Raw genomic sequence first — 23,741 nt, forward strand, 5'->3', positions numbered from 1 at the left:
ATTCTCCTGCGATACCACCCAAATTGACGATAATAATCGCCCACTCGTTCACATACCAACATATGTGCCTGTCTGTTAACGGATCAGGTTCCCCGTTTGCCCCTACTCTTTTCAAGGCAACCCTCTCAAGTCCATTCGGCATCCCCTTCGCTATCGCACTCTCACTGGCGGCGACTCTCTGGAAACAAGGTATGATGCGTACTCCTCTTGATTATCGGTTTTATTAGATGGAAATGATTTTTCTAACGATTTCTTAATGTTGGGATTATTTTAACGCATCGCTATGCTTCCGTCAACTGTTTTATTTATATAACTTGGCAAGCTCGAATGTTTCCTGCTCCAGCACGGTTTTGGTAGAATGGATGCACAATAACCTTGAAAGGGTGTGTTCCGACTGAAACAATCCGACAAACTTTACTCGATGGCACCCGTCATCGATCCGGACGCCAAGGTCCTGATTCTGGGATCGATGCCCGGCGCGAAGTCGCTGGAAGCACAGCACTACTACGGGAATCCCAGGAACCATTTCTGGGAAATCATTTTCTCCCTGCTAGGGAAAGAGGATCCGGTCACCTACGAGGATCGCCTTTCGCTTCTGAAAAAGCATCATATCGCCCTTTGGGATGTCATCCACTCCTGTTACCGTGAAGGCAGCCTCGATTCGGCCATCAAAGAGGAACAGCCGAACGACTTGAAGACCCTGCTGCGCGAACATCCCCAGATCAAAGCCATCGCCTTCAACGGCGGAAAAGCTTACCGCAGCTACAAAAAGCACTTCGGACTGGATGAGCACTCCGGACTTGTTTACCTGCCGCTCCCCTCGACCAGCCCCATGCGCGGCAAGCATGTTAAATCGTTGCCGGAAAAATTGGAAGCTTGGTCGGTGCTGAATGAGTATCTTTGAGGCATACGGAATTCAGAAGATGTCCGATATCGCTGATGAATCGGACAACCGCCGTTTGGTTTGGGCACTCGTTGTCCGATTAATGTCCCCCAGAAAAAAGCCGGTCTGTCAGAATTTGGGTTCTGACAGACCGGCTTTCGCATGTTTTAGATTTGTTCGAAAGCTTGATCCAAGTCGGCGATGATGTCATCGGCATTTTCGATTCCGATGGACAGACGGATCATGTCTCCAGAAACACCCGCAGCAATGAGGTCTTCGTCGCTCAATTGCGCGTGGGTCGTGCTGGCCGGATGGATGACCAGCGATTTCGCATCGGCAACATTCGCAAGCAGCGAGAACAATTCCAACTTGTCGATCCACTCGATGCCGGCTTGCTTGCCGCCCTTGATGCCGAAAGTGAAGATCGAGCCGGCGCCTTTAGGGAAGTATTTGTCAGCAAGCGCCTTGTATTTGCTATCCGGCAGTTCCGGATAATTCACCCAGGAAACTTTCGGGTGGTTCGCCAGATAAGCGACAACCTTGCGGGTATTTTCGACATGGCGTTCGACGCGCAATGACAAAGTTTCGATTCCCTGCAGCAACAGGAAGGAATCGATCGGGCCGATACAGGCTCCCGTATCACGCAGCACTTGCACACGGATTTTGGTCGTGAACGCGCCCGGTCCCAGATCCGTATAGACCAATCCGTTGTAATGCGCATCCGGTGTTGTGAAGCCAGGGTATCTTCCGCTGGCCGCAAAATCGAATTTACCGGATTCGACGATGACACCGCCCATAGTTGTGCCATGCCCACCCAGGAATTTAGTGGCGGAGTGGACCACCACATCGGCACCGAATTCGAATGGACGGATCAGGTAAGGCGTGCCGAACGTGTTATCCACGATCAAGATGATGCCATGCTTATGCGCAATTTCAGCGACTTTTTCGATATCAATCAGATTGGTGCTTGGGTTTCCGATCGATTCGATGAAGATGGCTTTCGTCTTTTCCGTGATGGCTGCTTCGAAGTTAGCCGTATCTTCAGGATCAATGAAAGTAGTTTTGATGCCCAAATTTGGCAAAGTCGCGCTGAAAAGATTGTAGGTGCCGCCGTAAAGCGTGCTGGCAGCGACGATCTCGTCACCCGCATGCGCAACATTCAGGATAGCGTACGTGATCGCAGCAGAACCTGAAGCGACCGTAACCGCTGATGTTCCGCCCTCAAGCGCCGCAACGCGTGCATCCACGACTGCGGTCGTAGGATTCGTCAAACGGGTATAGACATTCCCGGCATCCGTCAAAGCGAAACGGCCGGCAGCCTGTTCGGCGCTATCAAAAACGAAAGCGGTAGTTTGGTAAATCGGCACTGCACGGGCTCCGGTAACGGGGTCCGGTACTTGGCCTGCATGTACTTGCAACGTTTCAAAACTGTAATTTTTCTCTGTCATTTGTCATCTTTCCCTTCTGGTTTTGGATATATTCTTGCATGGCAGTTGCTCTTCTGGGTCATTTCCGATTTGCCGAGGTTGCTTCTTCTGTTCATTTCTCTGATTTTGCAAAAAGTAAAAAAGCCCTCGTCCCTATATTCCAACTGATTGAAATACAGGGACGAAAGCTCTTCGTGTTACCACCCATGTTCGTAGGGACCTCGCGATCCATACCTTAAAAAGTACGCAAGCTCACGCTTGTTATACTCTTGTGCGCTATCGTGCACAAACCGAAACAACACTATCCGCATTGCTTTGCTCCGAGACCATCTTCGCTTTTTTCATCATACCCCTTTTCACCTACCGGGGCTCTCTGGAATGACGATCGAAAGGTACTCTTCTCTTCATCGCTCTTCTATTAAAATTTAATTAAATATAACATCCGATTCTCACCTTGTCAAACATTTTGTTGATATGAGCATATCCGATCTGATTCACGTTGTCATGCTCTATAATGAAAGGCAAGAGGTGATTTAAATTGAAATTGACATTCACAGAAAATGCCATACAACGACTGGAAAAATTGGGAATGATCGAGGACCTTTCTTTGCATATGAGTACCATCTACGGCTGCGGCGGACCGGACAGCAGCATGTTCACGATCCGAGCGTATGATGCGGAAAACCTGAACTATGACACTTTTCTGGACTCTAACTTTGGCAAGATAAAAGCCACCGAGGACAGCCTGCAACAACTGGATGAGGACAACATCATCGACTTCAACGACAGCAGCTTCTCTTTCGTCCTGAAAAGCAATCGCGGACTTCTGAACCCGCACATGAACTACGAAAATATGAAGTTGAAAGATTAAAAAAACGGCAACAGATTAAGTGCGCATTCCTTCTGGCAGAAATTCCCGGCGAATCCTGATTTCGCCGGGAATTTTTTGGATAAATCAAATCCAAAAAAACTGCCCCCACATTTTGGAGAGCAGTCTATGAAACTATTTAACTATTTTTGTGTCGGTTGTAGGCGGCCGGTACGTGCGGGAAACGTTTGTAAACATCGTCAAGATACTCTTCCTGAATCGCCATTTCCTTCAGTAAAGTTGGAAAATCAATTGCATCCACCATCTTATTAAGCAGTACCAGTCCTTCTTCTGCCATTCGGTCTCGTGTTTCAACATCAGGTATGGCAGAAGTTGCCATATGGTCCGAATGTTCCTTGAAATAATAACCGGTTGCTCCGGATTGAAAGGCTTGGGCACTCAGGTTACCGAAAACCGCTGGTGTCTGGGTAACCGGCTCTGCATAATCAGATGTCAGCAAAATATCATCCAAACGATTACGCAGCTTGTAAGCCCCAAGAATCATCTTATCCAAATTGAGCATCATCACTTTCGGATCTGAAAAGACACCGGATTTCTGCGCTGTTATCATGCCGTCGATATAGAGAATGGCGATCCCGGTTTCATCAAAGAAATCCCGGACAACTGGGTTTATTGAGATATGGGCTGGGCCATGCAAACTGATATAGATCTGTTTTTTGAAGCCTGACCGCAGTAAGGAATGTGCAAGACCTTGCAACATATCAGCACTTTCCCTAACGGTTAATTGGATGGTTCCCTTACCTGAAGCGGTTGCCCCAGAATAAACATACGGTACATGCGGAAGGACAAGTGAGTTTGTCCTTTGGGCCATCAATAAGGCCATCCCTTCAGCCAAGATCGTTTCGCAATCCAATGGTAGGCCGCCATGGAGTTCGGTTGGTCCAAAAGGCACGATGATAACATCGTTCTCCTTTAAGTAAGCCTCCACTTCATCATTGATCAATACATTTAATAAGTGACTTCTTAATTTCATCAGCGCACCCCTCTATTAAGCTTGTGACTCATCCTGTTTCTCAGCAAATTCATCAAGTCTTGCTTGACGAGCTGAAGTCATCTCCGCACGAGTTTCATCCGTAATGTTCCAAATGAATTTGAAGGAAGCCCATGATAATAAGGCACATACTGCAGGACCAATAAGATTCAATAGCATCAGTCCTTCAACCGTTTCAGCTGTTTGTGCTTGGCCGTTTTGAACTGCCTGTTGGCTATAACCAATCCAACCGATCATCAAGACAACAAGTGATTGCGCCAACATTTGACCAACACGTCTTGTCAGTGAGAAGTTCCCATAGATTGAACCTTCTGAACGTTTTCCTGTGATGTATTCGTTGTAGTCAATGGATTCTGAAACAAGACCCCATTGCAGTTGAACGGACATCATCATGAAAGCGATCCCTAAGCTGGCACCAATCATATAGAAGACTGGCGATAAGTCGCCAACTAATTTCCAAACGTACAAACCAACAAAAATAACAACACTCAGCAATAAATATGTACGGATTACCTTAACAGTCGATCCAATTAATGTTACCAATTTTGGAGCGATAAGCAACAACACTACTGGTAAACCCATACCGATTGCAGAAGCGGATGCCATCAAGCCCAGATCACCAAATACATCGCCGTAAATGTAAGGAAGTGTTGCATTGAATAGGTTTTGACCGAAAACGATTACAATGGAGTGCAAGCAAAGCGACAGGAAAGCTTTATTTTTGGCTAATGTAACAAAAATATCAGTAACTTTTGTCGGCTCGGCTTGTTCCTCTGCGGCAAGTTTTGCTGCAACATTCCGTTCCTCCGTTCCCCAATAGTGGAAGAAGACCAGCAAACCACCTAATACAGCTGCGAAGATACCTGCAACCATATAACCTGTTGTATTTTCGCCTAAACGCGCAAGAATCACCGGTAAAGCCATGGAACCGATCAGACCACCGAGCGTTGATCCCATACCACGAGCTGAAGATAAAGTCGTTCTCTCTTTATCATTTAAGGCCATCACCCCAAGAACGGATCCCATAGCAATATTCATCATGGTGTAACCTAACTCGTAAATAATTTTCAATAGAAAAATTGCTACCAAACGCATGGTTCCTTCAAACATTGAAGGTACAGAGAAGAATGCAATAAGGCCTATCACAATTAGCGGGATAGAGCGCAACATCCAAGGACGGAACTTATCTTTTTTGCCCTGTACCTTAGAGAAAGACTTATCCATAAAAGTCCCCATCATTGGATCGTTGACCATATCCCAAATATTCCAAACAAGCAACAATACAGATAGCGTCGCAAATGATACGCCCAATATATTTGTAATATATCGGTTCATGAACGTTCCGATCAGCACAAGGGTAACAACCCCACCGGCATCTCCGGCTCCATAAGCTAATCTATGCTTCAGGGTTAAGTTACTTTTCATATCGTTTGCTGGATTTTGCTGCTTAACAACTTTTTCTTCTGCCATAAGATTTTCCTCTTTTCTCTACAATGGTTAGTGAACTATTAAGAGAAGATGACCCCGATAGCTTATCATCATCATCTTCTCGGGCTTTATAATACAGTTATTTTTGTTATCCGGTGTAGGCCGGCTCCCTCCGTAACCGCTAACATTATTGTCCTTGCCTTGCTCAAAAATGAAAAATCGTAGCTTTAGTCATTTACTGCAGGGATTGCATTAGGGATCGCTTGAGGCATTTCTGCTTCATTATCGTGATCACTTGGGTCTGCTTGTTTCATTGCTGCAATTTTAATTTGAACACTTTCCATCGTTTCTTTATCCAATGGGTAGAATTTCATGAACATTAATGCAATAAGTGTACCGACTAAAGGCAAAACTGAAATCATTACAATACCAGCCAGGCGCAATTGTGGCGAAAGCGGTGTGTCAGCCGTTGGATAAGCTTGCGCAAATCCTACAGCGGCTAAGATCCACCCGATCGACATTGGAGCGAACGATGATGCTACAGAGTCAGTCAATGAGAACATGGTGCTCAACATACCGGAAACATAACGCCCGGAAACACTTGTTTCATAGTCAGAGACATCAGCTGCCATCGTCAAGGCCAAGCCTGATGGTGTGGATGTGAAACCTTTCGCACAGGCAAAAATGATTGTGAAGGCAACTGTCCATAACGTTACATTAGAGAAGCTTAAGTCTCCTGGATTTGCAAAGAAAAGCAAGCCGCCTAATAGGGCCAATGAAACAACGGCACCCTGCAAGTAACGAACGTAGGAGTAACGCAATCCTCTTTTTTGAGCAATGGTTGCCGCAAAGGTTGTGAATAAAAGGTTAGGCAAAATCAGCACTAACGAGATTGTTCCTGACAAACCAAAGTTACCGAAAATAATACCGAACAGGATCATCAATACAACTTGGTCTCCGAACATTTGTGCATTGAATTTCACAAAAGCTGCTGCCATGGTCAACATTTGCAAAGGTCTGTTGCCTTTGATGATTGCCCAGTAATCTTTGAATGATGTTTTGGTTGTTTTTTCACCGATACCGAAGTATTGTTTGTTGTCTTTTTCCGCAATACCAATGATTGCCAAAATTCCTAGAACAGCTGAAATGATCATGACTCCTGGAATAAATACTTTGAAGAATTCCGGAGTAAAACCGCCGTATTTCGGCACTAGGAAGTTTGCGACAACAATTTGACCACCCGTAAACAATAATGTCGTTACCCAACCATCAACGATATTGAAGATAGGACGCTGTTTCGGATCGCTTGTCAACGCTGCTTGGCCGGCTTTTGTAACCGTTGCTTGCAAGGAGTAGCCGATTTTATGCACGACTAATGCAAGTAAGAAAATCGGAATTTTCATTCCTTCGCCCAGACCATGAATATTAAATAATACCAAGAAGGAAATAACAGTAATAAGATTGCCCAAAACCATAATAGGACGATACTTGCCGAATTTAGTATCTGTTTTGTCAATCAAAACTCCAATAGCCGGATCGATTACACCATCAAAGATACGGATATACCCCATAATTTGACTGACGAACAACGCGGTTAAGCCTACAAGCCCTGTGGAATAGTAGACGACAAAACCAAAGGCGAACAAGTAAATATTTGTTGATGAGTTATTCAAAGTGAATAACACGATCTGCCATAGCTTGGCTCGATTGAGTTTCGTTTCGTTCAGAACCGTTGAATCCTTTTTTGACATATAATTCCCCTCCAAATTAAAAATCCAGAACTTATAAACAGGTTTTTATTATCACATTGTGAAACTTAGTTGCTTCAGAAAGAATTCGCAACGTATTTAATAAAACCTGGTTGTAAGACCTAAGGAAAGAATATCACCGAAAGGTAACCGGTTACAACTCTTTTATTATTAACAATTTGTGAACGCTATCATCCTTAATGGGATAAATGCGCAACGCGAGGATTCCTCAAAGGTTTAGACTCTTCTTGCGGATGCTCTCATTTCCATTTGGTGACTTTTCAATATTTTTTTTCATATCCGGTATTGACAAATCCGCTTTCACAATTATTCTTTGGCAAATGGACAAAAAAATAAAGAAGATGATCCCGATTGCGGCTTGGGATCATCTTCTTTAGACTGCATGATGCAGTTTTATTGTCATAATAGAGAACTTTTATAGAATCAAAAGTGCATCACCGTTGGTGTTTTATAGAGTTTCAAAATATTCTATGCATCCCAAAGCATTGGCTAGCTGCACGGGTTAGCCCTTCGGAAAAAAGAATAAGGAACCTCTTGTCTCTGCGAGCCAAGACATACTGTTCGACTAATCTGCTGACGCAGAAAGTCTCTCAGCAATTGCGCTCTACGATGCTCATTTGCATGGGACTCTTAGGGATTCATCCCTTAGAGTCCCAGTACAAGGTGACCGTAGGGAACGTTGCGAGGCCAGATTTCCTAAATTGTCATGACTCTTGCGATTTCAATCGCTTAGAGGCATGATACACTTGACCGATTAGGTCACAGTGTTTCCTTAATCAGGGCTGAGCGAACCCGTTTCGCTTTTCTTATACTTCTTCGCCTTCGTCGAATTGGCTGTTGTAGAGTTCGGCGTAGAAGCCGCCATTCGCCAGCAATTCTTCGTGGGTTCCTTGTTCGACGATGTCCCCGTTGTTCATGCAGAGGATCAGGTCGGCATTTTTGATGGTCGACAGACGATGCGCGATGATGAAGCTCGTCCTGCCGTGCATCAGCGTGTCCATCGCTTTCTGGATCAGCACTTCCGTCCGCGTATCGACCGAACTCGTCGCTTCATCCAGGATCATGATCTGCGGATCGGCAAGGATGGCGCGCGCGATCGTCAACAATTGCTTCTCTCCCTGAGAAACGTTGTTGGCTTCCTCGTTCAGGACCATGTCATAACCATCCGGCAATGTCCGGACAAAGTGATCCACTTGCGCAGCTTTCGCGGCAGCGATGACTTCCTCATCCGTCGCATCCAGTTTCCCGTAGCGGATGTTTTCCATAATGGTGCCGTTGTATAGCCATGTATCCTGCAGCACCATCCCGAATTCCGTCCGCAGATCGCTGCGCGTGAAATCGGTAAGTTTGTGGTTGTCGATGTAGATGGCTCCACCCGTCAAATCGTAGAAACGCATCAGCAATTTCACCATCGTCGTCTTGCCGGCACCGGTAGGACCAACGAGCGCGACTTTTTGTCCTTCTTTGATATCAGCGGAGAAGTCCTTGATGACCAGATGATCCGGTTCATAACCGAACTTGACATGCTCGAAACGGACATTCCCTTTCACATCAGCGGTCGCCATTTCGATTTTTGCTTCGGTCACTGTCTCTTCTTCCTCTTCCAGGAATTCGAAGATTCGTTCAGAGGCAGCCACCATCCGTTGCAATTGACTCCCCACTTGCGCGACTTGCGTCAAAGGTTGGGTGAAGTTGCGCACGTACTGTAGGAAGGCTTGGATATCCCCGATCGTCATATTTCCGGCAGCCGCCATCGCACCACCCATGATGCAGACTACGACATACCCAAGATTTCCGATCAGGCTCAACAAGGGCATCATCAAACCGGAAAGGAATTCAGCTTTGAATCCGGCTTCGATCAATTGATCATTCTCTTTATCGAAAGCGGCAACCGATTTTGCTTCCCCGTTGAAGGCTTTCATAACCACATGTCCGCCATACATCTCTTCAACATGGCCATTGACCGCACCCAAGTATTTTTGCTGATTAGCGAAGTGCTTCTGCGACTTCGACATGATCAGCATCAGGAGCATCATGGACACAATCAGCACGCCAAGGATGACAAGTGTCAGCGACCAACTGATCGTCAGCATCATGATGAAAACACCTACCAGTGTTGTGATCGACGTGATGATTTGGGTGAGGCTCTGGTTCAGACTGGTATTCAGCGTATCCACATCATTCGTGATCCTGGAAAGCACGTCCCCTTGGCTGTTCTTGTGGAAATAAGCCAGCGGCAATTTGTTGATTTTCTCCATGATGTCTTTGCGCAGTTTATAGGAAACTTTTGCGGAGACACCCGACATCAGAAACCCTTGCAGATAAGAGAAAGTGGCACTCAGCACGTACAAGCCCAAAAGCCCCAACAGTACGGTACCGATGTAATCGAAATCGATTTCGCCGGATCCGCCAGTGAATTTCAGCATGATGCCGGCGACCAATTTATCGATGGCCAAAGCCATGATTTTTGGTCCGACAATCCCGAATAGAGAGGACGAAATCGCCAAAATGAAGACAACTGCCATCAGCCATTTGAACGGCGACAGATACGCGGCCAATTTTTTGAATCCGCCTTTGAAGTCCTTCGCTTTCACCACCGGAGCGCTCATCCCACCCATGGGACCATGGCCTCCGCCCGGTCCGCCTTGCGTTCTTCTTTGTTTCATTTCGCTCATGCTAATTCCTCCTCCGAAAGCTGAGATTTAGCAATTTCTTGATAAGTCTCACAGTTTTTCATCAACGCATCGTGAGTCCCTATCCCAACGATCCTGCCTTTATCTAGAACGATGATCTGTTCCGCATCCATTATCGTGCTGATCCGCTGCGCCACGATCAGGACAGTTGCGTTATCCGTGTAGGCATCCAAAGCCGAACGTAAAGCCGCATCCGTTTTGAAGTCCAACGCCGAGAAACTATCGTCAAAAATATAGATCGGCGCTTTTTTAACCAATGCACGCGCAATGGACAAGCGCTGTTTCTGCCCACCGCTGACGTTGCCGCCGCCTTGTGCAATAGCCGTTTCGATGCCGTCTTCCATCTCAGAAACAAAGTTTTTCGCTTGGGCGACTTCGAGTGCTTTCATGATTTCATCCGTCGAAGCATCATCTTTTCCATACGCTATGTTGGATACAATATTCCCGGAGAAAAGCATCCCCTTCTGCGGGACATAGCCAATGTTAGCGCGCAGATCGGCTTGTGTCATTTTGCGGATGTCGATGCCGTCGATTTCGATGGCGCCGTCCGTCACATCATAGAAGCGCGGAATCAGATTGATCAATGTCGATTTACCAGAACCGGTCGAACCGATGATTGCCGTCGTTTCGCCTGGTCTAGCGGTAAAGGAAATGTTGTTCAACACGTTCTCGCTCGCCTTCGGATAATGATAAGAAACATCCTTGAAGGTGATGAGGCCTTCATTCTTTAAGCTCGGTTGCGCGTCGTTTGGATCCGTGATGCTCAAATCCGTATCCAACACTTCCCCGATCCGTGTTGCCGATACAGAAGCACGCGGCAAGAAGATGAACATCATTGAAATCATCAAGAAGGCCATGATGATCTGCATCACATATTGGATATAGGCCATCATATCCCCGATCTGCAGGGCAGAATCAGCGACTTGCTGGCTTCCGAACCAGATGATCAGCAGCGAAACACCGTTCATGACGAGCATCATGGCAGGCATCAACAGCGACATCAAACGCTGCACAAAGCGGTTTGTATAGGTGTAATCTTCATTGGCGTCGTTGAATCGGTTCTCTTCAAATGGTTCATTCCCGAAAGCGCGGATGACCATCATGCCGGAAAGATTCTCACGGCTGACCAGATTCAATCTGTCCGTCAAGCTTTGCAGCACTTTGAACTTCGGCATCGCGATCGACAGGATCGACATCATGATACCGATAAGGGCAATAACCGCAACGGCGATCGTCCACGCCAGCGAAACGCTCTTGTCTATTGCCATGATCAGACCACCAGTAGCCAAAATCGGTGCATAGCACAGCATGCGGATACCTATAGTGATCAGCTGCTGGATTTGCTGCACGTCATTGGTTGTGCGCGTAATCAAGGATGCTGTTGAAAAATTATCGAACTCAGTGTTGGAAAAACTTTCGACTTTGGCGAAGACATCCCTTCTCATCCGACCGGACACTTTCGCGGCGATACGCGAAGAGAAATACGCGACCGCTACGGAAGCAACAGACACCGCAACTGCGATGGCGAGCATCTGTGCGCCTTTCGTCATGATGTATTGGTTTTGGAGCGCATCCATATCCGCTCCTAGATCTTGATAGAATAGTTTCGTGAACAGGATCCCGATTTGGCTGTAGAGCATCGGCTCGGCAGCATCGGCAACATCCATCGATTCAGTGAACGCTTCCTGTGGCAGCTGTTGCAGTTGCGGCACCAACGCGTACAGTTGATCCAAATCGACATTCTCGAAGCCGCTCTCGGCATCGACTGCCGCGGTACCGCCTTGCTGTCCGCCCATTTCCTGCATAAACGTCACGAAGCTGTAGCTTGCCTTGCTGAAGATGCTCTCCAACGAGATCAGTTGTTCCGGATCGGTTTCATCCAGCACGTAGAAATCCGTTTCCTGGCTTTCCGGAAATTCTGCGTTGTAGGCCTCGGCTTCCGCCGATCCACCCTCGATCAGCTCATAGCTTTCCTGGAACGTTTCCTTATCCTCTTCATCCATGAACAATGTCATAAGCGCGAAACCTTCCGCCGGCAGTGCTTCAGGCGCTTCCTGTTCGACGCCTCCGTTCTGGATGCCCGTGTTGACGATGTCACTCATCAGATTCGGCAGGCTCAATTCGCCGATCGCCTGACCGAACAAAATCAGCAAGCTGACCAGTATCGTACCGGCAAAAGGTTTTAAGTACTTCATTATCACTTTCATATGCTTTCCCTATTCTTTCCTAAATTTAGTTGCTTTCTTTTTTATGCACATGCCCGTGTCCATGTCCATGTTGGTGGCTGCAGCCGCCTTCCAGGTTGTGCAGCATCCTTATGAAGCATTCTTCCAACACGTCCAGCTCCTCTTCATTAAAGCCTTCGAAAACTTTTTTATTGGCTTCATGCATAGCCCGCTTCATCTCTTCTGAGGCGGCGATGCTTTTTTCGGTCAGATGAATGCTCTTGGAGCGGGCATCCTTCGAACTGACCGTGCGTGTGACGAAACCCTTCGCTTCCAGCCGTTTGATGATTCCGGTCACGGTCGGATTAGTAAGATTGAAAGTCTCCTCGATGTCTTTTTGAATCACTTCCTCGTCACCACGGCTCTTCAGATAGAAAAGCACATGAATCTGGGAAGTGGTCAGATCGATTTTACCCACCAGGAGGTTCATCTGTTCCTTGAATTGGTTATGAAGCATCGGGATATAGGCCCCCATCATCTCGCGTGATATCAAAATGTCTCCTCCTTTCCGAACAGTTATACATAGCACGCTATCTATTATCGCATTATCCATCCATATGTCAATAGATTCGATCCGATGCGAGCCATTTTCGGAAAAATTGAATATAATGGAGATAGCATCAAATGAATTGGAAAGGAGATCAGCATGGAAGAAACAATTTCTGTCCGGGATCGGCTTATTGCCCTTTGCCAAGAACACGCGCATGTCATCGAAGATTATCCGTTCGGCGACTCAGAATGGACCGTCATGCGCCACGAAGGCAACCGGAAAACTTTCGCTTACATCTATGAACGGAACGGTGAAGTTTGGCTGAACGTAAAGAATACTCCCGAGCGGAACGACTTTCTGCGCGAGACGATTCCGGAAATCATGCCCGCCTATCATATGAACAAGACCCATTGGATCACCTTGCGGATCGTCTCCGAAGAACTCTTCCCGGTCGCTGACCGGATCATCACGGAAAGCTACCGGTTGACGCAGACCAAACCGAGGAAAAAAACAGGTGTACAGGATCTGCATTGAACATGAGTCAGCTTCTTCTTTCTTGTTTGCTGATATGATTGTCTGATCTTGGGTTCGCGTTTATGATTGTAAGCGAGATTCCCCGCCAAAATGGTTTTGATGGGGAGTCTCGTATTGTCCGCGGACGTTTTTCCCCGCCAAGGTTGTTTTGGCGGGTTTTCTGACTGTAGTTTGAGTTGTTTTCCCCCGCCTGACCGCTTTTGGCGGGTTATTACTGAGCAGTCATTCATTTCCCAAATAGAAGGGGCTGTATAAAACCAGAATAGTGCTTTCTGGTTTTATACAGCCCCTTGATTTGCCTTCTTTCTAGCGGAAATACGGCTTCAGTTGTTCCAATTCCGCTTCGTTGAGCGGCCGGTAGCTGCCCGGCGGAATCGATTCATCCAATTCGATCGGTCCCATCGTCAGGCGTTTCAGGTAAGTGACCTTTTTGCCGACCGAAAGAAACATCTTCTTCACTTGGTGGAATTTCCCTTCGCTGATGTCCAGCAGCACGCGGCTTTCGTCGTCTCCGTGGCTGAGGATGGTCAACCGGGCAGGTTTGCAGGTCGTCCCTCCGTGGAAGACGATTCCTTCAGCGAAGGCTTCCTGATCGGCGGTGGTCACGCGCTCGTTCACGACGACTTCATAGCGCTTCATCACTTTTTTATGCGGCAGCAACAGCTGATAGCCCAGCTGCCCATTGTCCGTGATCAGCAGTAGCCCTTCCGTGTCCTTGTCCAGCCGTCCCACAGGATAGAGACCCGGTCTGCGGTCGGACGGATCGATCAGATCGATGACGGTGCGGTTGCCTTCATCGGATACCGCCGTCACAACGCCAGCCGGTTTGTGCAGCATATAGTAGACATTGGTGCGATTCGTCAGCGTTTTCCCCGAAACAATGACCGTCTGTAGTTGCGGATCAACATTGCGGTTTTCCGCCAGCACGATTTCCCCGTCGATGCTGACTTGTTTGCTTCTGATCAATTTTTTCACTTGTCCTCGCGAACCGTAGCCGCATTCGCTGAGCAGTTTGTCCAATCGCATCCAGCCTCTTCCTTTCTGTCCTTATTGCAGTCCTTTTATTCTAAGCGGAAAAGATACTTGACGCAAGTTCTCGCAAAAAACCAGAACGTGAATCCATTATTCCCATATGCTCAGATTTTTTTCCACATTATTTTCTAATCTTTTCCTTACACTTTCCAGCCAGTTCTGCTATACTATCCACTATATAAAAATAAGCTGTATTTATTATAAATGAAAGAAGGTAGCGCCCATGTTCATCCAAGCCAGAAAATTATCGATTGCCCGCGGTTTCTCGGAAGCCGCTGTAAATAAATTCAAGACCAGTACCTTACTGCCTCAACAACCCGGTTTCGACAGCATTGAGACCTATGTCCGATCCGTCAACAAAGAGAGCGAAGAAGTGCTCGTCCTGATCAAATGGGGCACAAAAAAAGATTGGCAGAACTGGGAAAAGAGCGATGTCCATAAAGCCGGTCATCGCATTAAGAAAGAGCGTCCTGAGTATATCTTGGGTATGGAAATGAGCTACTACGAAAGTTTTTGACAATAGTCTTCAATACTTTCTTTTTTGAAATATTGCCTGTTGTACTTGCGTGTCGATTGCTTGTGGGTTGCTTGGAGGTTGTCCGTTTCTTCGCGGTTATTGGACAATCTCCAAGTCGCTTGCGCTCCGGTTGTCCGATTCTTCGTTGTTATCGGACAACCAGCAGATCAAACACTCATACGTAACAAGCCCCGCGCAAGTTTATTCTGCGCGGGGCTTGTTACGTATGGAATTCACATCATTTTCTCCTGCCAGCTCCGTCGGGATTTCCATCAACGCCGCGTTCAAAGGCTGCCAAATGCTTTTCGGATGCGGTCATCAAGCGTTCAAAGACGCTTCTGACATCATCCGGCAAATCTTCGGCCCCAAGAAATTGCCCATAAACAGAGATGTTTTCGATTTCACCGGCCACGCCTTTTTCAAAGCTTTCCGCCAAAGACGCAGGCAACTCAATTCGAGCTTCCGCTTCATTTTCCGGAACTTCAAATCCATAAGTTTCGAACAGTGGTAACAATAAGGAAATGTGTGTGCCTTCCGCTTTGGCGATGCTCGTGAATGGCTTGATTGTTCCGTATGCATCCATGATTGCAAGATAGGACGCTTCAGCCATGTATTCATCCTGGATGGCGTAAACCAACATTTCTTCTATTGTATACGTTTCGCCTTCGCTCACCGCTGCTGCCCCATATAACTCTTCGTCCTCGGATGCCATGACGCCGGTGCCGCTGAACAATAAGACTGCCAAAGTCCCGCCTACAATTCCGTTCCGCCATTTTTTCATTTTGATTCGCTCCCTTTTTTGTATGTTTCATGATCCTCTTTTCTACAGGTTCAGTATAGAAAAGAAGTATGTCGAAAGCATGGCAAAAGCGGGGCGAAAAGTGAGCGTTGTCATTTTCCCGAGAAGATGGACCAAGAAATCAATCCAACTCTTCTGAATTGGTGCTTTTGATTTCCCAATGGATGACGACCGTCAGCACGACCCGCAGGATGACGATGGCTGAGAGCACGATGAATTCGTCGATTGTCTGGATGATGACCGTCTTCAGTATTTCCGCGGCCAGTTTGAACTCCAGACTGAACGCCAGCGCTTTGGCCAACTCGAGTTTCGGTTGGTTGTTGCTCAGATTAAGCCTGTCAATTATGAACAGATACAACGACTTGACGCATCCATAGAGGATGATCAGGACACCGATGCCTTCGATCAGACTCGCCAATGTCGGGATGACTTCGGTTAAGACAGCATGCAAATTCATGAACATCCCTCCTTTTTCCATATTCAAATTTGGTAACAAATCCGTTCTTTTTATTTTTCTTATTTCTTTTTCTCCCTTGCTTCTTCGACCCGGAAGCGGACGATCCGGCGCACAAGCTCGTATGGGATAGGTTTCGTCAGCGGGAATTGGATGGCGCCTTTCGAGGTCTTGTATTCCGTCAATTCTTCTTTGAAAGCCGCAACGCCGCTTGGTGCCGGATAGAAACCGATATGATTTTTCTGCACAGCAAAATGCACCAGGTTCCCGTTCAGGTAGAAGGTTGGCATCTGATAGCTGATTTTTTCTGTCGCATCGGGTGCTTCTTCCTTTATCACCCGACGGAGCTCCTTCAGGATTGGCTGAACAACCTCATCATAGCTGCTGATGTATGCATCGATTGTTTCATTTTTTATAGTTGTTTCTCCCATTTTAAATCACCTCGGTAGTCTGGATTTTCCGTTGTTTATGTCCCTGCAAATAGTATATCATACACTGATGAAAGTGTTTGCAGGCTAAATGGACTGACGATCACTTTCATCGGGAATTCCGGGCATTTGAAGTGCTTTTTCTCTCCCTTTCACTTCTTTTACGGAAGTCATTTCTTTTTGAAAAAAATATGTTATGATATGGATTGAAAATTTGTACGGTAAAGAAAGGAAAGTAAAATGAATACACCTTCTATTTATGGATTGACTTTGGATCAGCTGGAAGCTTGGCTGTTGGAACAAGGCCAGAAAAAATTCCGCGCCCAACAGATCTGGGATTGGCTATATATCAAACGCGTCCTGGACTTTTCGGAAATGACAAACTTGTCAAAAGATTTGGTTGCCCTTCTCTCCGACACCTTCTTGCTGCAGCCCCTGAATCAAGTGGTCGTCCAAGAATCAGCGGACGGCACAACGAAATATCTTTTCCAACTGGAAGATAAACTGATGATCGAAACCGTTCTGATGCGTCAGGAATACGGCCTGTCCGTCTGCGTTACGACCCAAGTCGGCTGCGATATCGGCTGCACGTTCTGCGCAAGCGGCCTGAAACGCAAACAACGCGATCTGACTGCCGGCGAAATCGTTGCACAGATCATGCAGATCCAGCACTACTTGGATCAAAAAGGCAATGGCGAACGTGTCAGCCATATCGTCGTGATGGGCATCGGCGAACCGTTCGACAACTACGACAATGTCATCGCCTTCCTGAACATCGTCAACCACGCCAAAGGTTTGGCAATCGGCGCGCGCCACATCACCGTTTCCACCAGCGGATTGGCTCCGAAAATTCGCGAATTCGCAGAAAACGGACTGCAAGTCAACTTGGCTTTGTCCCTACACGCGCCGAACGACGAAATCCGCAGCCGCATGATGCGCATCAACCGTAAACATCCTCTGAAGGAAGTCATGGCTGCCATCGACGAATATCTGGAAAAGACTAACCGCCGCATCACTTTCGAATACATCATGATTTCTGGTGTGAACGACAGACCGGAGCAGGCGCACGAATTGGTTGCCTTGTTGAAGGACAAGCGTCACCTTTCCTACGTGAACCTGATCCCTTACAATCCGGTTGCCGAACACATCAAATACGAACGCAGCACCAAAAAGGATATTTTGGCATTCTATGATATCCTCAAAAAGAACAACATCAACTGCGTCATCCGCAAAGAGCACGGCACCGACATCGATGCTGCCTGCGGCCAACTACGCAGCAAGCATCTGGAAAAAGCAACCAAATAATTGACCTCAGCAGAGGCCGTCTCAAAATAAAATGAGCCGGCCTCTGTTTTTTTGCTCGTTTCTGATTTTATTGGTGTTGTTGACCTTAGCTTGGTGGGTGGTCGGGCTGATTTTTATTCCTCGTCAGGCGCGGTCTCCTGCACCCAACCTTTGAATCCGCAATGCGGGCAAGTCAACCGTTTGCCTTGCTTGCCTCCGTTCAAAGACAGCAGATCCTTCAGGAAGCTGATTTTGAATTTCCGGCGGCACTGAGGGCAGCTGTACGCATTCACGCGCGAATGGTAGTAGACAATCGCAAACAGAACTGCGATTCCCGCCAAAATCAGCAGCGCCGGATAGAAGCCGCCTGCTTTCTCGGCCGCGGGAAAGCCGATCACCAAGAACAACACATACCCCGCAACCGCAAGCATCGTAACGCGATCCGATTTCCGGTTTTTACCTCTCTTATCCATGCCTCATTCTTCCCTTCCTGGTTCTGATGCCATCATAACACTTTTTGGTCGGGCACTAAAAGTGTGGTATATTGGAACCAACAAATTAAGTCCATTGGCAATAATATATTTGACCATTGGAGACGGAGGAATAACATGAGCAGAGTAATCCTTACGACTGAAAGCGGCGCGGATATCCCTACTGAGTTGACAAAGAAACACACTATCCGGATTGTCCCGATGCACGTCATCATGGATGATGTCGATCATCTTGATGGCTCTTTTCCGGTCACAGATCTGTATGATTATTACGAGCGAACCAAAAAAACCCCTTCCACGACCGCAACCAATCCGAACGAATATACCGCCTTTTTCGAAAAAATCCGCTCTGAGCATCCCGAAAGCAGCATCGTGCATATCGGCTATACCTCCAAGGCGTCCTCCTCATTTCAGAGTGCTGTGTTGGCGGCGGAAGATTTCGAGAACATTTACCTCATCGATGCCCTGAACGTATCCGGCGGTTTGGCCGCGATCGTGCTTTATGCTGCCGATTTGCTTGAAAAGGAGCCGGATATAGCAGTCGAAAAACTGGTTGCCGCCATCGAAGCTGTAGTGCCGCGTACGCACTTCTCGTTCATGCCATCCGGCCTCGAGTTCCTGAGGGCAGGCGGCCGCGTCTCCAACACAGCCTATTTAGGCGCATCGCTCCTGAAGATAAAACCGACGATTGAATTGATCGACGGCAAATTGGTTTCCACAAAAAAATACCGCGGCAAGATGAGCCGCGTCGTTGTCGATTTTTTTGATGACTACCTGAAGGCTTACGCAATTGACGACAACAAGCTGTACCTCATCCATTCGCTCGGTTTGGATGAAGAAATCATGACCCAAATGGAAAACTACGCGAAGGAAAACGGCTTCCGGGATGTCACTTGGGTCCAGACCGGCGGCGTCATCACTTCCCATGGCGGTCCCGGCGCTTTCGGGATTGCTGGGATCGAAAAATCAGGAAATACTGAATAAGACAAAAAACTTCTGCCCTCGGAATAATTCCGTATGCAGAAGTTTTTTATCTAACTATTCTCTTCGATATCCTCCAGCAGGATCGTGAACAAGTCCGCGTCCTCATCTTCGGCCAAGCGGTTGCTTTGGTGCAGCTTCGCCTTCTCGAAGAGGCTCCTGGCTGTGCGGGCGTTGCCGAAATGGCTGTCGCGTGTTGTATAGGACTGCACGAACAGATTCTTCACTTTCTCCTGGGCTTCCTCCGTCAGCACAAAACCTTGCTGAGAGGCGGCCATGTGGAAAATTTCTGTCAGTTCTTCACTATCGTAATCCGGGAAATCGACCGTGTAGGCGATACGGCTGCGGATGCCGGAGTTCATACTGAGCATCTGCTCCATCTCGCTCGGATAGCCCGCCATGATGACGACCAATTTGTCGCGGTTGTCCTCCATCTCCTTGATCAAGGTGCTGATGGCTTCATAACCGAAGTCGTTTTCGGAAGCGGAATAAAGGGAATAGGCCTCATCGATGAACAAGACGCCGCCGTACGCTTCCTTGATTTTCTCCAATGTCTTCGGTCCGGTCTGGCCGACGTACTGTCCGACCAAATCTTCCCTCGTGACTTCGATCATGTGTCCGCGCTTCAGCACACCGATGGATTTCAGGATTTGGCTGATCAATCGCGCGATGGTCGTCTTACCTGTGCCGGGGTTGCCGGTGAAGACCATGTGCAAGGACAAATCGTTCATCGGATGCCCCATCTTTTCGCGGCGTTTCTCGGCGCGCACGTAGTTCATGATCGAGCTGACTTGTTTTTTGACATCCTTCAATCCGACCAGATTACGCAGCTGCGCCATCAAGTCTTCGATATTATCCCCGAACAGCTGGTTCGGGTCGATGCCGAAATCGAGCGGCTCAAGGATGATCAAATCATCCTTCGTCACGGACTTTTCGCTCAGACGGAAAGCCCGTTCGCGCATCGCTTCTTCCATGATGTTTCGGACGGCACGGGCATTGGCGAACTGCGGGACGACTTTTTCCTGATTGATTTTTACCTTGAAGGCCTGCTCCGCTTCCTCTGTCAGCGTATAATGGTTATCCTTGGCTTGCGCCTTGGCGATTTCCAGCAGTTCCTGGTCGGAAAAATCTTCGAAATCAATCTGCATATTGATCCGGCTCGACAGGCCAGGATTCGATTTCAGCAACTGCTTCATGCCGGTGTCATAACCCGCAAGGATCACGATAAAGTCATTGCGGTGATCTTCCATCGCTTTGATCAACGTATCGATGGCTTCAGATCCGTAATCGAGCGAATCGCTGTCCGAGGACGCCAAAGAATAGGCTTCATCGATGAACAGCACCCCGCCCATGGCCGATTCGATGACGGCTTTGGTCTTCTGGGCAGTCTGGCCGACGTAGCCGCCGACCAGGTCCGAGCGATCCACTTCCACCAATTGACCTGATTCGAGGATGCCCAAAGAATAGAAGATGTCCCCCAAAATCCTGGCTACCGTCGTTTTTCCTGTGCCCGGATTGCCGGAAAAGGCGAAATGATAGGAAGGCTGTTCATTTTTCTCGATCGACAGCATATAGGCCCGTTTTTTGTCGTATTCGACCAGCTTCACGATCCGGTTGATGGTCTCCTTCACTTCCGTCAGACCTATCAGATCACTCAGCTCGGCCAGGGACTCTTCCAAAGAAACTTTGACTTTTCGGTTGGAATGGGCGGCATCCATATGAAAGTAGTCGGCATGAGGGGCCCTTCTTGCCAGCCTGCTCGACTGCATGGTCGCGATCAGCTTGCCGACTTTTTCGGTGCTGTGCGAAAGCGGCCGCGTCCGTTCCAATTCCTTGTGGATACGGCGGCATTCGTCGAAACGGCCGTGGATATAGTAGGCATAAACGCGGTCGTATTCGATGGCATCGTCATAGCCGTATTTCTCGGATTCTTCGATGGATGCCAGAATCGTATCAAGCTCCTCTTCCTGCTGCAGGTAGACTTTCGATTTCAAGCGCAATGCCGCGAAAGATTTCGGCGTATGCTTGAGTACCTGATCGACGAGTTCCAACGCCCGCGGGAGGTCGTTCTTTTCGAAGGCCATTTTCGCCAGCACAAGTGCCGCTTCCCAATTGGCGGGGTTGCGGGCGAAGGCGGCTTGCGCATAGCTCTCCGCTGCCTTGTCATCGCCGTCCTCCGCATACAGCTTCGCCAGCAGTGTCAAATAGGCATCGCCGGTGCCATCCAATTCCACCGCCCGCAGTGCGTAGTGCATCGCTTTTTCGAGATTGCGGTTCTTGTAGTGGCTGAGCCCCAACAAGTAATTCACATGTGGATGATCTGGATGCGTCCGGATGGCTTCCATCAAGACCGGGACGCTGCTCAAGGACATGTTTTTCCTGATGTTGTTTTCAATTCCTTTTAGCCTCTCATCTATGTTTTCGTTAATGTTATCCTCTGTCATCCGAAGCTTCTTCCTTCCCGTTCGTATATTCTATTTATCTAAAATGGACCTTTTCACGATGCCCTTTATTTTAGCACAATTCCGTCCCTTTTCATGCGTTTACGCTCACCGATTTTCTCGTTCATAGCTGGGAGCCTGCGCAAAAAGGCTATCTTTTGAGTTTGCCTGCCGACAGGGTTATACTTTGGTTGAAAGCGAAAGAACTGCGTGCCATCCCAGACTGGAGGAATTATATATGATTTACACGATCACACTGAATCCGACCATCGATTATATCGTCACTGTCCCTCAATTGACTTTGGGCCATTCCCATCATATGCAGAATGAACTGATCACGCCCGGTGGGAAAGGCATCATGGTTTCGCGCGTCCTGAAAGCTCTCGGAATCCCTTCGATTGCGCTAGGATTCCGTGGCGGCTTCACCGGTGACTTTGTGCGCGACTACATGGAGGAACTGAATATCCTCAACCAGTTCACCGTGATCAAGGAGCGCACCCGCATCAATCTCGTCCTGAAGTCGGACCAGGATACCGAAATCAGCGACTACGGTCCCAGCGCAACCGATGAGGAAGTCGCCCGTTTCATGAAAGGTTTTGAGGACATCTCAACGCAGGACTTTGTAGTGATGTCGGGCAGCAAGCTCCCTTCCATGCCGAAGGATTTTTATGAACAGCTGATCCGCTCCCTTCATAAAGAAGGCGTGCCTTTTGCTTGCGACATCACTAAGGAGGAATTGCGGAACAGTCTGCAGTACCATCCCTTGGTTGTGAAACCCAACCAGAAGGAAGTAGGCGAATTATTCGGCCGGACTTTCGCCACTTGGCAAGAGGTTATTCCTTACGGCAAGCAATTGGTTGAATTGGGTGCCCAGCATGCCATCGTTTCACTCGGCGGCGACGGCGCACTGCTCTTCACACCGCAGGAAGTCATCTATGCGCCGCCGTTATCCGGTGAAGTCGCCAATCCGGTCGGCTCCGGGGATTCCATGGTGGCCGGGTTTGTAGGGACCTTTATCCGTACTGGGGACCCCTTGGAAGCTTTCCGGGTAGCCGTCGCTTGCGGGACTGCCACAGCCTTCTCACCCGATATCGCCACCGCCGATGAGATTGAAGTGCAGTTGGACCGCGTTATTTTGGAAAAAATCGAATAAGTCCACAATCTTAAAAAGCGTTGGATAATCCCGGTCTCCGGAGGTTATCCAACGCTTTTTCCCATTTTTCTTTATCAGCCTTCTGCTTCGGCCATTTCTTCCGCTAAGTTATGGTAGTCGATTTCTTTGTCCATAAAATCATCGGATTGGACGGCGAAGTGTTGTGTGATGCTTTCGATAGTTTGGATTTCGCATTTTGCTTCATCAACGATGTAATCAAGGATATGCCCACCGAACTTGCGGTCGTCACTGATGAAATGACAATGAAAGCCTCCTTTGGCGACTCCATCGAACAATTCCGGCGTATAGATGCCGATTGCTGTCCCCTGCATGTCATAGGTCTCGAACTCCGGCTGGACACGCGTCGCTTCGATCAAGCGCGGATAAGGCTTCTGTTGCTTCGGCACTGCCCGCGTATGCATATATTCGAAATGACCCGTTATTTTGACGACCGAGAACACATTCCGGCTGCGCACGCGCTTGACGATGTCCGAGCGTACTTTTCTCAACGTCATCGGCCTGTCGATAGCGTATTCGCGGTCCGGTTCGAAAAATGTCACCGCCGCATGCGGTGTTGTCTGGGATGGATCGACTTTCGAAATCGATCCGTCCGCCTTCGCTTGATAGGCGATGCCGTCAAGCAGGATCAGTTCCCCTTCAAAATCATGGAAAGTCCCGATGCCGATATCCCCATGCTTCAACAGTTCTTCGAATGTCAGAGTTCCGTCGAATACCCCCGCCATCAAATCACCCAGCGTCTGATGCTGATACAATGTACTTTCGCCCATCTGCTTCCGCCCTTCTGTGCCTTTGTGCAATCATTTATTTTTCT

Annotated in this window: 21 protein-coding genes and 1 other annotated feature (1 of these 22 cut by a window edge); of the genes, 7 read left to right on the forward strand and 14 right to left on the reverse strand. The window is 48.0% G+C overall.

All coding sequences use genetic code 11. From position 1 onward, the window contains the following. Positions 1 to 224 (reverse strand) — a binding site (T-box leader); it reaches 19 nt to the left of the window's first position. A gap of 161 nt (positions 225 to 385) precedes the next feature. Further along, a complete protein-coding gene (locus ACKPCD_RS13400; RefSeq protein WP_321433495.1) occupies positions 386 to 904 on the forward strand; it encodes a DNA-deoxyinosine glycosylase in 519 nt (172 codons plus the stop codon). 146 nt (positions 905 to 1,050) lie between these two features. Here ACKPCD_RS13400 and ACKPCD_RS13405 read toward each other — a convergent pair whose 3' ends face one another. After that, positions 1,051 to 2,331 carry an O-acetylhomoserine aminocarboxypropyltransferase/cysteine synthase family protein gene (locus ACKPCD_RS13405; RefSeq protein WP_086988811.1) on the reverse strand — a complete coding sequence of 427 codons (1,281 nt, stop codon included), beginning with the start codon at positions 2,329 to 2,331 and terminating at the stop codon, positions 1,051 to 1,053. 517 nt (positions 2,332 to 2,848) lie between these two features. On the opposite strand from ACKPCD_RS13405, the gene ACKPCD_RS13410 reads away from it, so the two are divergent. Beyond that, positions 2,849 to 3,181 (forward strand): iron-sulfur cluster biosynthesis family protein, encoded by a 333-nt coding sequence (locus tag ACKPCD_RS13410; protein WP_276646416.1) that lies wholly within the window; start codon positions 2,849 to 2,851, stop codon positions 3,179 to 3,181. A 136-nt stretch (positions 3,182 to 3,317) separates the two neighbouring features. Here ACKPCD_RS13410 and ACKPCD_RS13415 read toward each other — a convergent pair whose 3' ends face one another. The 6 genes from ACKPCD_RS13415 to ACKPCD_RS13440 form a co-directional block, all read right to left on the reverse strand. Continuing rightward, positions 3,318 to 4,172 carry a creatininase family protein gene (locus ACKPCD_RS13415; protein WP_321433496.1) on the reverse strand — a complete coding sequence of 285 codons (855 nt, stop codon included), beginning with the start codon at positions 4,170 to 4,172 and terminating at the stop codon, positions 3,318 to 3,320. Between the two features lie 15 nt (positions 4,173 to 4,187). Continuing rightward, the gene (locus tag ACKPCD_RS13420; RefSeq protein WP_321433497.1) at positions 4,188 to 5,660 is read right to left on the reverse strand and encodes an MFS transporter; all 1,473 of its coding nucleotides are present in this window, start codon (positions 5,658 to 5,660) and stop codon (positions 4,188 to 4,190) included. Positions 5,661 to 5,845: 185 nt separating this feature from the next. Continuing rightward, positions 5,846 to 7,369, reverse strand: a complete 1,524-nt coding sequence (locus ACKPCD_RS13425) for an MFS transporter (protein WP_321433498.1) — start codon at positions 7,367 to 7,369, stop codon at positions 5,846 to 5,848. 824 nt (positions 7,370 to 8,193) lie between these two features. Beyond that, positions 8,194 to 10,062 carry an ABC transporter ATP-binding protein gene (locus ACKPCD_RS13430; RefSeq protein WP_068559200.1) on the reverse strand — a complete coding sequence of 623 codons (1,869 nt, stop codon included), beginning with the start codon at positions 10,060 to 10,062 and terminating at the stop codon, positions 8,194 to 8,196. Then, positions 10,059 to 12,275 carry an ABC transporter ATP-binding protein gene (locus ACKPCD_RS13435; protein WP_321433499.1) on the reverse strand — a complete coding sequence of 739 codons (2,217 nt, stop codon included), beginning with the start codon at positions 12,273 to 12,275 and terminating at the stop codon, positions 10,059 to 10,061. The genes ACKPCD_RS13430 and ACKPCD_RS13435 overlap by 4 nt, the downstream gene beginning before the upstream one ends. Positions 12,276 to 12,312: 37 nt before the next feature. Next, entirely contained in the window at positions 12,313 to 12,798 is a 486-nt protein-coding gene (locus ACKPCD_RS13440) for a MarR family winged helix-turn-helix transcriptional regulator (RefSeq protein ID WP_321433500.1), read from the reverse strand. Between the two features lie 153 nt (positions 12,799 to 12,951). Here ACKPCD_RS13440 and ACKPCD_RS13445 point away from each other — a divergent pair, with 153 nt between their 5' ends. Next, a complete protein-coding gene (locus ACKPCD_RS13445) occupies positions 12,952 to 13,329 on the forward strand; it encodes an MmcQ/YjbR family DNA-binding protein (RefSeq protein ID WP_276645227.1) in 378 nt (125 codons plus the stop codon). Positions 13,330 to 13,635: 306 nt separating this feature from the next. Here the strand turns inward: ACKPCD_RS13445 and ACKPCD_RS13450 are convergent, their stop codons facing one another. Continuing rightward, entirely contained in the window at positions 13,636 to 14,355 is a 720-nt protein-coding gene (locus ACKPCD_RS13450; RefSeq protein WP_321433501.1) for a 16S rRNA pseudouridine(516) synthase, read from the reverse strand. A 229-nt stretch (positions 14,356 to 14,584) separates the two neighbouring features. Here ACKPCD_RS13450 and ACKPCD_RS13455 point away from each other — a divergent pair, with 229 nt between their 5' ends. Then, positions 14,585 to 14,878, forward strand: coding sequence for an antibiotic biosynthesis monooxygenase (locus ACKPCD_RS13455; protein WP_288925842.1), 294 nt, complete (start codon positions 14,585 to 14,587; stop codon positions 14,876 to 14,878). A gap of 238 nt (positions 14,879 to 15,116) precedes the next feature. Here the strand turns inward: ACKPCD_RS13455 and ACKPCD_RS13460 are convergent, their stop codons facing one another. The 3 genes from ACKPCD_RS13460 to ACKPCD_RS13470 all read right to left on the reverse strand — a co-directional run bounded on the left by ACKPCD_RS13460 (position 15,117) and on the right by ACKPCD_RS13470 (position 16,562). Next, entirely contained in the window at positions 15,117 to 15,659 is a 543-nt protein-coding gene (locus ACKPCD_RS13460; RefSeq protein ID WP_321433502.1) for a DUF2202 domain-containing protein, read from the reverse strand. Positions 15,660 to 15,798: 139 nt separating this feature from the next. Next, positions 15,799 to 16,134, reverse strand: coding sequence for a DUF1622 domain-containing protein (locus tag ACKPCD_RS13465; protein ID WP_086990422.1), 336 nt, complete (start codon positions 16,132 to 16,134; stop codon positions 15,799 to 15,801). Positions 16,135 to 16,193: 59 nt separating this feature from the next. Further along, complete coding sequence (locus ACKPCD_RS13470) at positions 16,194 to 16,562, reverse strand: iron chaperone (protein WP_276641177.1); 369 nt, start codon at positions 16,560 to 16,562, stop codon at positions 16,194 to 16,196. 237 nt (positions 16,563 to 16,799) lie between these two features. On the opposite strand from ACKPCD_RS13470, the gene rlmN reads away from it, so the two are divergent. After that, positions 16,800 to 17,864 carry a dual-specificity RNA methyltransferase RlmN gene (rlmN, locus tag ACKPCD_RS13475; RefSeq protein ID WP_068559217.1) on the forward strand — a complete coding sequence of 355 codons (1,065 nt, stop codon included), beginning with the start codon at positions 16,800 to 16,802 and terminating at the stop codon, positions 17,862 to 17,864. A 113-nt stretch (positions 17,865 to 17,977) separates the two neighbouring features. On the opposite strand, the gene ACKPCD_RS13480 is transcribed toward rlmN, so the two are convergent. Continuing rightward, the gene (locus tag ACKPCD_RS13480; RefSeq protein ID WP_086990416.1) at positions 17,978 to 18,316 is read right to left on the reverse strand and encodes a hypothetical protein; all 339 of its coding nucleotides are present in this window, start codon (positions 18,314 to 18,316) and stop codon (positions 17,978 to 17,980) included. A 135-nt stretch (positions 18,317 to 18,451) separates the two neighbouring features. Between ACKPCD_RS13480 and ACKPCD_RS13485 the strand changes: the two genes are divergently transcribed. Further along, entirely contained in the window at positions 18,452 to 19,318 is an 867-nt protein-coding gene (locus ACKPCD_RS13485) for a DegV family protein (RefSeq protein WP_321433503.1), read from the forward strand. Positions 19,319 to 19,368: 50 nt separating this feature from the next. Here ACKPCD_RS13485 and ACKPCD_RS13490 read toward each other — a convergent pair whose 3' ends face one another. Then, positions 19,369 to 21,759, reverse strand: a complete 2,391-nt coding sequence (locus tag ACKPCD_RS13490; protein ID WP_321433504.1) for an AAA family ATPase — start codon at positions 21,757 to 21,759, stop codon at positions 19,369 to 19,371. Positions 21,760 to 21,994: 235 nt separating this feature from the next. Between ACKPCD_RS13490 and pfkB the strand changes: the two genes are divergently transcribed. After that, the gene (gene pfkB, locus ACKPCD_RS13495) at positions 21,995 to 22,909 is read left to right on the forward strand and encodes a 1-phosphofructokinase (protein ID WP_321433505.1); all 915 of its coding nucleotides are present in this window, start codon (positions 21,995 to 21,997) and stop codon (positions 22,907 to 22,909) included. A gap of 74 nt (positions 22,910 to 22,983) precedes the next feature. Here pfkB and budA read toward each other — a convergent pair whose 3' ends face one another. Continuing rightward, on the reverse strand, positions 22,984 to 23,697 hold the full coding sequence (gene budA / locus ACKPCD_RS13500) for an acetolactate decarboxylase (protein WP_321433506.1): 714 nt from the start codon (positions 23,695 to 23,697) through the stop codon (positions 22,984 to 22,986). Positions 23,698 to 23,741 lie beyond the last annotated feature (44 nt).

Origin of the sequence: Trichococcus flocculiformis (assembly GCF_963662535.1) — a bacterium.
Lineage (GTDB): Bacteria > Bacillota > Bacilli > Lactobacillales > Aerococcaceae > Trichococcus > Trichococcus flocculiformis.

Coding starts and splice junctions, on each gene's coding strand:
- ACKPCD_RS13405 (WP_086988811.1), bottom strand. CDS start 2,331: ATGACAGAGAAAAATTACAGTTTTGAAACGTTGCAAGTACATGCAGGC.
- ACKPCD_RS13415 (WP_321433496.1), bottom strand. CDS start 4,172: ATGAAATTAAGAAGTCACTTATTAAATGTATTGATCAATGATGAAGTG.
- ACKPCD_RS13420 (WP_321433497.1), bottom strand. CDS start 5,660: ATGGCAGAAGAAAAAGTTGTTAAGCAGCAAAATCCAGCAAACGATATG.
- ACKPCD_RS13425 (WP_321433498.1), bottom strand. CDS start 7,369: ATGTCAAAAAAGGATTCAACGGTTCTGAACGAAACGAAACTCAATCGA.
- ACKPCD_RS13430 (WP_068559200.1), bottom strand. CDS start 10,062: ATGAGCGAAATGAAACAAAGAAGAACGCAAGGCGGACCGGGCGGAGGC.
- ACKPCD_RS13435 (WP_321433499.1), bottom strand. CDS start 12,275: ATGAAGTACTTAAAACCTTTTGCCGGTACGATACTGGTCAGCTTGCTG.
- ACKPCD_RS13445 (WP_276645227.1), top strand. CDS start 12,952: ATGGAAGAAACAATTTCTGTCCGGGATCGGCTTATTGCCCTTTGCCAA.
- ACKPCD_RS13450 (WP_321433501.1), bottom strand. CDS start 14,355: ATGCGATTGGACAAACTGCTCAGCGAATGCGGCTACGGTTCGCGAGGA.
- ACKPCD_RS13455 (WP_288925842.1), top strand. CDS start 14,585: ATGTTCATCCAAGCCAGAAAATTATCGATTGCCCGCGGTTTCTCGGAA.
- ACKPCD_RS13460 (WP_321433502.1), bottom strand. CDS start 15,659: ATGAAAAAATGGCGGAACGGAATTGTAGGCGGGACTTTGGCAGTCTTA.
- ACKPCD_RS13465 (WP_086990422.1), bottom strand. CDS start 16,134: ATGAATTTGCATGCTGTCTTAACCGAAGTCATCCCGACATTGGCGAGT.
- ACKPCD_RS13470 (WP_276641177.1), bottom strand. CDS start 16,562: ATGGGAGAAACAACTATAAAAAATGAAACAATCGATGCATACATCAGC.
- rlmN (WP_068559217.1), top strand. CDS start 16,800: ATGAATACACCTTCTATTTATGGATTGACTTTGGATCAGCTGGAAGCT.
- ACKPCD_RS13480 (WP_086990416.1), bottom strand. CDS start 18,316: ATGGATAAGAGAGGTAAAAACCGGAAATCGGATCGCGTTACGATGCTT.
- ACKPCD_RS13485 (WP_321433503.1), top strand. CDS start 18,452: ATGAGCAGAGTAATCCTTACGACTGAAAGCGGCGCGGATATCCCTACT.
- ACKPCD_RS13490 (WP_321433504.1), bottom strand. CDS start 21,759: ATGACAGAGGATAACATTAACGAAAACATAGATGAGAGGCTAAAAGGA.
- pfkB (WP_321433505.1), top strand. CDS start 21,995: ATGATTTACACGATCACACTGAATCCGACCATCGATTATATCGTCACT.
- budA (WP_321433506.1), bottom strand. CDS start 23,697: ATGGGCGAAAGTACATTGTATCAGCATCAGACGCTGGGTGATTTGATG.